Annotated in this window: 8 protein-coding genes and 2 pseudogenes; 5 read left to right on the top strand and 5 right to left on the bottom strand. The window is 59.6% G+C overall.

The features are described 5' to 3' along the window. Positions 1 to 330: hypothetical protein (locus tag EH199_RS24900; RefSeq protein WP_223806917.1), on the bottom strand; the 330-nt coding region annotated here is incomplete at its 3' end. Next, the gene (locus EH199_RS24105) at positions 327 to 974 is read right to left on the bottom strand and encodes a hypothetical protein (RefSeq protein ID WP_124811554.1); all 648 of its coding nucleotides are present in this window, start codon (positions 972 to 974) and stop codon (positions 327 to 329) included. The genes EH199_RS24900 and EH199_RS24105, both read right to left, overlap by 4 nt. 353 nt (positions 975 to 1327) lie before the next feature. On the opposite strand from EH199_RS24105, the gene EH199_RS24100 reads away from it, so the two are divergent. Together EH199_RS24100 and EH199_RS24095 are read left to right on the top strand one after the other, a co-directional pair. Then, positions 1328 to 1519 (top strand): hypothetical protein, encoded by a 192-nt coding sequence (locus tag EH199_RS24100; RefSeq protein ID WP_124811553.1) that lies wholly within the window; start codon positions 1328 to 1330, stop codon positions 1517 to 1519. Positions 1520 to 1564: 45 nt separating this feature from the next. Beyond that, positions 1565 to 3400, top strand: coding sequence for a ParB/RepB/Spo0J family partition protein (locus EH199_RS24095; protein WP_124811552.1), 1836 nt, complete (start codon positions 1565 to 1567; stop codon positions 3398 to 3400). A 130-nt stretch (positions 3401 to 3530) separates the two neighbouring features. On the opposite strand, the gene EH199_RS24090 is transcribed toward EH199_RS24095, so the two are convergent. After that, positions 3531 to 4208: a helix-turn-helix domain-containing protein gene (locus EH199_RS24090; RefSeq protein ID WP_190287420.1), complete on the bottom strand. Its 678-nt coding sequence runs from the start codon at positions 4206 to 4208 to the stop codon at positions 3531 to 3533. Between the two features lie 8 nt (positions 4209 to 4216). On the opposite strand from EH199_RS24090, the gene EH199_RS24570 reads away from it, so the two are divergent. Further along, positions 4217 to 4552: a hypothetical protein gene (locus tag EH199_RS24570; protein WP_190287419.1), complete on the top strand. Its 336-nt coding sequence runs from the start codon at positions 4217 to 4219 to the stop codon at positions 4550 to 4552. A gap of 62 nt (positions 4553 to 4614) precedes the next feature. Here the strand turns inward: EH199_RS24570 and EH199_RS24085 are convergent, their stop codons facing one another. Further along, positions 4615 to 4992: an excalibur calcium-binding domain-containing protein gene (locus EH199_RS24085; RefSeq protein WP_124811550.1), complete on the bottom strand. Its 378-nt coding sequence runs from the start codon at positions 4990 to 4992 to the stop codon at positions 4615 to 4617. A gap of 156 nt (positions 4993 to 5148) precedes the next feature. Here EH199_RS24085 and EH199_RS24080 point away from each other — a divergent pair, with 156 nt between their 5' ends. Both EH199_RS24080 and EH199_RS24075 read left to right on the top strand, forming a co-directional pair. Continuing rightward, positions 5149 to 5586, top strand: a complete 438-nt coding sequence (locus tag EH199_RS24080) for a LexA family transcriptional regulator (protein ID WP_124811549.1) — start codon at positions 5149 to 5151, stop codon at positions 5584 to 5586. A 7-nt stretch (positions 5587 to 5593) separates the two neighbouring features. Next, positions 5594 to 6364: pseudogene (locus EH199_RS24075) on the top strand (Y-family DNA polymerase); the annotation flags it as partial. On the opposite strand, the pseudogene EH199_RS25165 reads toward EH199_RS24075, so the two are convergent. Next, positions 6307 to 6491 (bottom strand): annotated as a pseudogene (locus tag EH199_RS25165) (hypothetical protein); the annotation flags it as partial. The pseudogenes EH199_RS24075 and EH199_RS25165 sit on opposite strands and share 58 nt — an antisense overlap.

Below are 6491 nucleotides of genomic sequence, written 5' to 3'. Positions count from 1 at the left end.
CCGGCCCATTGCGCATATGCTGCCGCCGGGCGGTATCAGTCCAGGCCATGTGCTTCTCCATTCGTCTCGACAACGACGGTGAATCACATCCTGCTGATATCGCTCAACTACTTTCCGCTCGGGCTCTAAGGCCAGTATCTGTTTTGGAAAATCACGCAGCACAGACCAAGATGCCTGGATCGATACCAGCGTGTTGCCTTGAAAGGCCTCCATCGCCGCATAGTCGGTCAGAACTGCCTTGTTATTGGGAGACATTGACAGAAATGCTCGCAACTCATCACTTTGCATCCGATTGCTGTCGATAACGATCCGTATGCCTCTGGCACTCATGCCGCATTACCAGTCAAGCCGGGGTCCGGCTCCCTCCCCGCTTCCCCCAGCGCGACATTGACCTCACCATTACTGTCCTCAAGCAAGCACACGAACGCCAGATTTCGGCTCTGCGTGATGATCCGGTGAGCGCTGAGAAGATTCATGATCTTTTGCCCCCACTGTTGCAGATCCAGGAAATGATTTTGCACTGGGCTGTTCGTTTTCAGCAGTTTCTTGAGATGGCCCCGGTGCAGCACATCACCACATTTGCCCCAAACCCCGGCTACCTCACTCTTTGTCATATAAGCCGCACCGTCATACTCAGCCATGTGCCAACCATATTCGGTTTTTTCCGGCTTCATTGGCACAGGGTAAAAGTCATCGTGCATTTTCTCTAGCTCAGCGAATATTTGACCGGGAGCGAATGCCTTACGGAGATCTGGCTTAGCCTTCGCGACCAAATCGCCATGAGCAACGAGACATGAAAGTCTAATAATCTCGCACAGCATACGTATCTGCAGGATGCCATATTCATGCACCAATGGAGAAGGAATACCTCGCTGGTCGCCAGTCAGGGCATTGATACTCATGGCGCGCTCTTTCGCTTCCACCATCAATCGCTGATAGACGCCAAGCATCGCCATTTCATCGGCGGTTGCCATTATCTTGTCGTTTCCCCTGATGCCATATTCCGGCCCCTGTGTGCAGCACGCTGGGTAACATTTCACCGGCGCTCTGGACATAGGCGTCATTCGGTCTGGCCCCGCAGTCCTTCCCCCGGAAGGCCATTGAGGCGGGGAACACCAAGGGCTGCTGCCCTTTCGTTCCCGAACAAAAATAGACCGCCCGTGTAGTCCGCCAACCCAGGTGCCCGACGCCCTGCGGGCGTCGACCTGACTAGGCGGCCCGCCCGCGCCAGCGGTCGATTTTTGCCCTCCCTCCCCATCCCGCTCCTCGCCGGAGAGGCAGAGCCGCATGCCGCAGGCAGCGGCTTGCAGCCGGAAAGGAGTAGGCAATGAGTTACAAACGATATCGGGGCGATCCCTATTGGAAGCGCGCGAAAGCCGATGGGCTGGGCGTGGGCGGCACCCCCTACAAGAAGGGGGAACGGGTGTTCTTCTATCCCCGTACCGGCGCGATCTATGCCGGAGACTCCGCGCAGCGCGCATCAGCCGAGTTCGATGAACTGGCGACCTTGGAGGGCTGACCCTCCCCTTCCCCACCAAGACACGGATTTTCAGGAGATCACATCATGGCTATCATCGACATCAAGCTGTCGCAGCTTCGCCTTTCCCCGCTCAATGCGCGCCGGGTGAAGCCTTCCGCCATCGAGTCCATGGCCGACGATATTACCGCGCACGGCATGTTGCAGAACCTCGTCGCCTATGAGGAAGATGAACTGTTCTGGGTGTTCGCAGGCGGGCGGCGCTATCGTGCCCTCAAAGTGATGGTGAAGCGCAAGAAGATCACCAACAACGATCTTTTCCCCGTCGAGGTGCGGACCAAGGAGGAGGCGATTGAACTGTCGCTTGCCGAAAATAGTGCGCGTGAGAATATGCACCCTGCTGACAGTATCCGCGCCTTTGCGTCGCTGCGCGATGTCGGCTTGTCCGCGTCCGAGATCGCAGGCCGGTTCGGTTATGCGGAAAGCTATGTCTCCAAGATGCTGCGGCTTTCCGCGCTCAATCCGAAGCTGATCGATATCCTCGCCAAAGACCAGCTTACCCTTGAGGCGGCAAAGGCGCTCACCCTCTCCGACGATCACGCCGAGCAGCTTCGCGTTTTCAAAGCGTCGAACGGCCAAGCCCACAGCATCCGTTCCATGCTTACGCAGGAGAAATTGACGACCCAGAGCGGCGCGTTTCTGTTCATCGGTCGCGATGCCTATGCCGATCAGGGCGGCACCATCACCCCCGACCTGTTTTCGCAGGGAGATGGCGGATATGCCGATCAGCCGGAGATCGTAGAGGAACTGGCTCAAGCCAAGCTGGACGGCATTGCCGATGAATATCGGGCTATTGGCTGGCTGGAAGTGACGGCCACATTCGACCAGCCCTATGACCTCTACAACAAGGGCTATCTCTACCCTGCCGAGCGCGAACCCAGCGAGACGGAAGCGGCGCGGATGGCGGAACTGGACGCCCAGATCGAGGCAATAGCGGAAGAGGAAGGCGAGGATAGCGACAGGATCGAGTCCTTAGCCGTGGAACGGGAAACCATTGTGGAGGGGTTGCGCTCCTACAATGCCGATCAGAAGGCTGTCGGTGGTGTGGCACTGTGGATTTCTCGCGACGGGTCCGTGTCCGAGCGCATCTATCGGGCGAAGGCGGAAAAGTCGGTAAAAGCGACCGGCGGGGCAAACGGCCCTGCCCCTCTCTACCCCAATAGCCTGTTTGCCGACCTGACCCGGATCAAGACGCAGATCGTGCAGGAGGCGGTTGCCGCCAATCCATCGCTGGCGCTGGATATTCTGTTGGACTCTCTATCCGGTCAGTTGCTTCATGGTGCCTACAGCTTCCGGCAGGCGCTTGAATTGAAGGCCGAGGCCGTCAAGACCGATGTTCCTGACGAAATGATGGCGACGAGCGATGTTCGTCCTGTCGAAGAGGTGATGGCGACACGCTTTGCGGCGCTGCCGACCGAGGGCCGGTTTGAGGCGATCCGCGCCATGGCTCCCGACGACAAGATGACATTGCTGGCGGGATTGGTCGCGATGATGGTGGACGGCACCGTATTTTCGGGCGGTTGCCCTTCGGATCGGCATCATCAGTTCGAGCAGATCGCCAAAGCATCGCAGGTTGATATCTCGGATCGCTGGTCGGCCCCCATCGCAGTGTTCGACCGCATGAAGCGCGCCTCGCTCATTACCCTTCTGCGTGATGAAGTGGGCGAAGCCAGTGCGGAAAACTGCGCGACCATCAAGAAGAAGTCGGACCTTGCCGTCAATGTATCGGGCCGCCTGCCCGGCAAGTGGTTGCCCGAACCGATGCGGATCGGCGCATTTGATAAGCCGGAATCGGACGAGGATGAGGCTGGCGACGATCTAGAGAATATCGATGCCGACGAGGACGCAGACGAATTGGCGTGAATGGCTGGGGGCGGCGCAAGCCGTCCCCGCTCTGCTGGTCGCTGCCCGGCGCGATGCCCCCGTGGCGGGCAGCGCGCTGCGCCGCTGATCGCGGCGCTGGCGCCGCGCTCCCAAGGTCGCGCGGCGCCTGTCAGCCTGCGGCTGCCGAAGAATCATCACTGCGCCCAGAAGTGCCGGGGTGCCGATAGCTGTCGAGATGGGTCAGCCGGTAGCGATTATGGACGGGGTGCGCGGTGCCCGCGCCCGACCCGCCAGGCCATGCCGGGGCACTATCGACATGGATAAGACCATTGGCAGCCAGCAGGGAAATCCCCGCCCGCACGCTTTCCCGCGCAATGCCGGTCCTCTCCACGATCTTATCGTAGCTGATGCTGGCATAATTGCTGTCATTGTCCCGGAACGCTGCGAACAGGAAATAGAGCTTCATCGCGAACAGCTCATTCTTGTTGCGCAGCGTGAAGTGCTGAAATGCCGCCACGACGCCACCGCTATACAGGCCGCGGGCGGGAAACTTCGTCCAACCAGCGGTCGGGTTATAGTTGGCGATCCCCAACGTTCCCTTCCCTTCCGAGCCGCGCGTAATTAGCCCCCGCTCTTCCAAGATGGTCAGCGCGGCCGATACCGACGCCTTGCTGATGCCTGCCTTCGCCGCCAGCTCGATATAGGACAGTTTGGCGATGCCGGTGTCGGTTTCGGCGTGATGGGCGATAATGGCCAGCACCATCAGCGCAGCGGTCTCATGTCCGCCCCGCCGATCCTTCCAACGGAAGGCTTTCAACTCATCGGTGATGATCCAGGCCGTGGGCAACTTTGCCCATGGTTGCATTTTGGGGCCTGCCCAAGGCGGAGCCATTACTTATCCCGTCCCTTGGCGAGTGTGAGAACGGCGTGAACCGTGAAAAACGCGAGTGCGAGAATCCCGACACTCAGAAGGGCGATCACATGCGCGAGTGGGATGGTGGGCAAAAGGGCGAGCAAATCGGAAATGGAAGACACAGCGAAAACTCCAACTCAGGACCAAAATCGGTCGACGCTGCAAAAAAAAGCATCTCACCGCATTGTTATCTAGAGACAGTTTTGCGCCGTTCCCTACTGATTGGGTCAATAAATGGCGGGTTTCCGGCGATTTTCAAGCAATATTCGAGGCTTTAGGAAGAACCGTTTCAGTTCATAAAGGCCGCTTCGTGAACTGAAACTCAGTCCCGACGCCGATGTCAGTTGCCATGATAGGGTTCGCAGGCGATCCCGTCATCATCTCCGTCCATACCAGATCGATAGCCTGGCTCGCCACGATAGATTGGCGCGGTGCCCGCCGCCCGAGCTGCATCGCACCCAGGCCAGTAATCGCCAGCTTGCGGTGCGCGAGCGCGAGCAATGCCGGCGCTGACGGCAACGGAATGTGCAGCCGACACTATTTGTTGCCTTCCACCGGGGCTGGCCGCGATCGACCCCAAACCAGCGAAGGCCCCCAGCACAGCAGCCGCACCCAGCAGCTTCGCTTCCAACGAGATAGGTTTCGGTTCCGATCGGCGCGCCTTGGTATGGCGACGCCCGTTGCGCGAGGCATGATCGAAGGAGGACCGGCGAGACATCGTGTCACGGTAAACGATGCCCGGTTAAAGGCTGGTTGCCCTGACGGCCTCCTCTATCCGCGCCCTCACCTATTGGATATCGCCACCATCCATCGCAATTATGTTCCCTTTACGTTCTCATTGGCGCTATAAGCCTCCGCCGAGAAGGGAATCATCATGCTGCTGCCGCCGATGCAGCCGGTCCCGATCGCGGCGGTATCATCGGGGCTTCGGCTTCGGATCATCGGCGCGGCGGGAGCCGGCTTTCCAAGCCCCGCCCAGGATTGGGCAGATGACGCTATCAGCCTGATAGAATTGCTGCGGCTTGATCGCGCCGCCAGCTTCGTGTTCCGCATCAGCGGGTCGAGCATGGTCGACGCAGGGCTGCACGATAATGACGTGGTGGTGGTCGATCGGGACGTCACGCCGAGCAACGGTCATATCGTCATTGCCATTGTCGAAGGGGGCTTCGTTGTCCGGCAGCTTGCCGTCAGGCAGGGCGTGCCCTTTCTGGAGGCGCGCAATTCTCGGATGTCCTACGCGGCGACGGTCGCGGATGATGCCGTCGAGGTATGGGGCGTGGTACGGGCCAGTGTGCGGGATTACCAACGGTGACTCCGCCATGAGCTGGGCCATCGTGGACGTGTCGAATTTCTATGTCAGCGCTGAACGACTTTTCGATCCGCGCCTGCGGAACGTGCCGCTCATCGTCCTGTCCAATAATGATGGATGCGCTATCTCGCGCAGCGAGGAAGCCAAGGCTCTGCACATCAAGATGGGCGATCCGATCTTTAAAATCCGCGATACAATCAAGCGGCACGGCATCCAGCTTCGCAGCAGCAATTACGAACTCTACGCCGACCTGAACCGGCGCTTCAATGCCGTAATCGCCGAGCATAGCGATGTGGTCGAAGTATATTCGATCGATGAGAGCTTCTTCCGGCTTCCGGTGCTGGCCAACGGGCTAGGGAATGTTCGCGGCGCCCATCAGGTTCGCTCCGCCATTCTGCGCTGTGTCGGATTGCCGACACGGGTCGGCCTGGGGCCGACGCGCACCTTATCGAAGGTGGCCAATGCTCTCGCCAAGGCGACCGAGAAAATCTGGGGCGGCGTGGTCGATCTTCATGACCAGGCCCTTCGCGATCGGCTGTTTCGCGAATGGCCTGTCGGCGAGGTCTGGGGCGTGGGCAAGGCGTTGGCTGGTCGGCTGAGACCGCTGGGCGTCCACACGACCGCAGACCTGGCCGCCCTCCCCCTAACTTTGGCGCGCGATGTCGGGACCGTCGTGCTGGAACGGTTGGTGCGCGAACTGAACGGTATTGAGTGTGATGATTTTCACCCCGAACCGGAAGCCCTGAAGGGGACCGCCGTGACCCGTTCCTTCGGGGAGCCAGGGGGCGTTTGCGGGAGGGGGCGGAATCCTACGCTAAGGATTTGGGCCAGCGATATTCCCCGGTTAGATTGATGTGTTCCCATCCCAACGGCGAGACGTGGGCGAGTAGATCAGGCGCGATATGGGT

The organism is Novosphingobium sp. LASN5T, from assembly GCF_003856955.1.
In the GTDB taxonomy this organism is placed as follows: domain Bacteria; phylum Pseudomonadota; class Alphaproteobacteria; order Sphingomonadales; family Sphingomonadaceae; genus Novosphingobium.
This window is presented reverse-complemented; position numbering and strand designations above follow the sequence as displayed.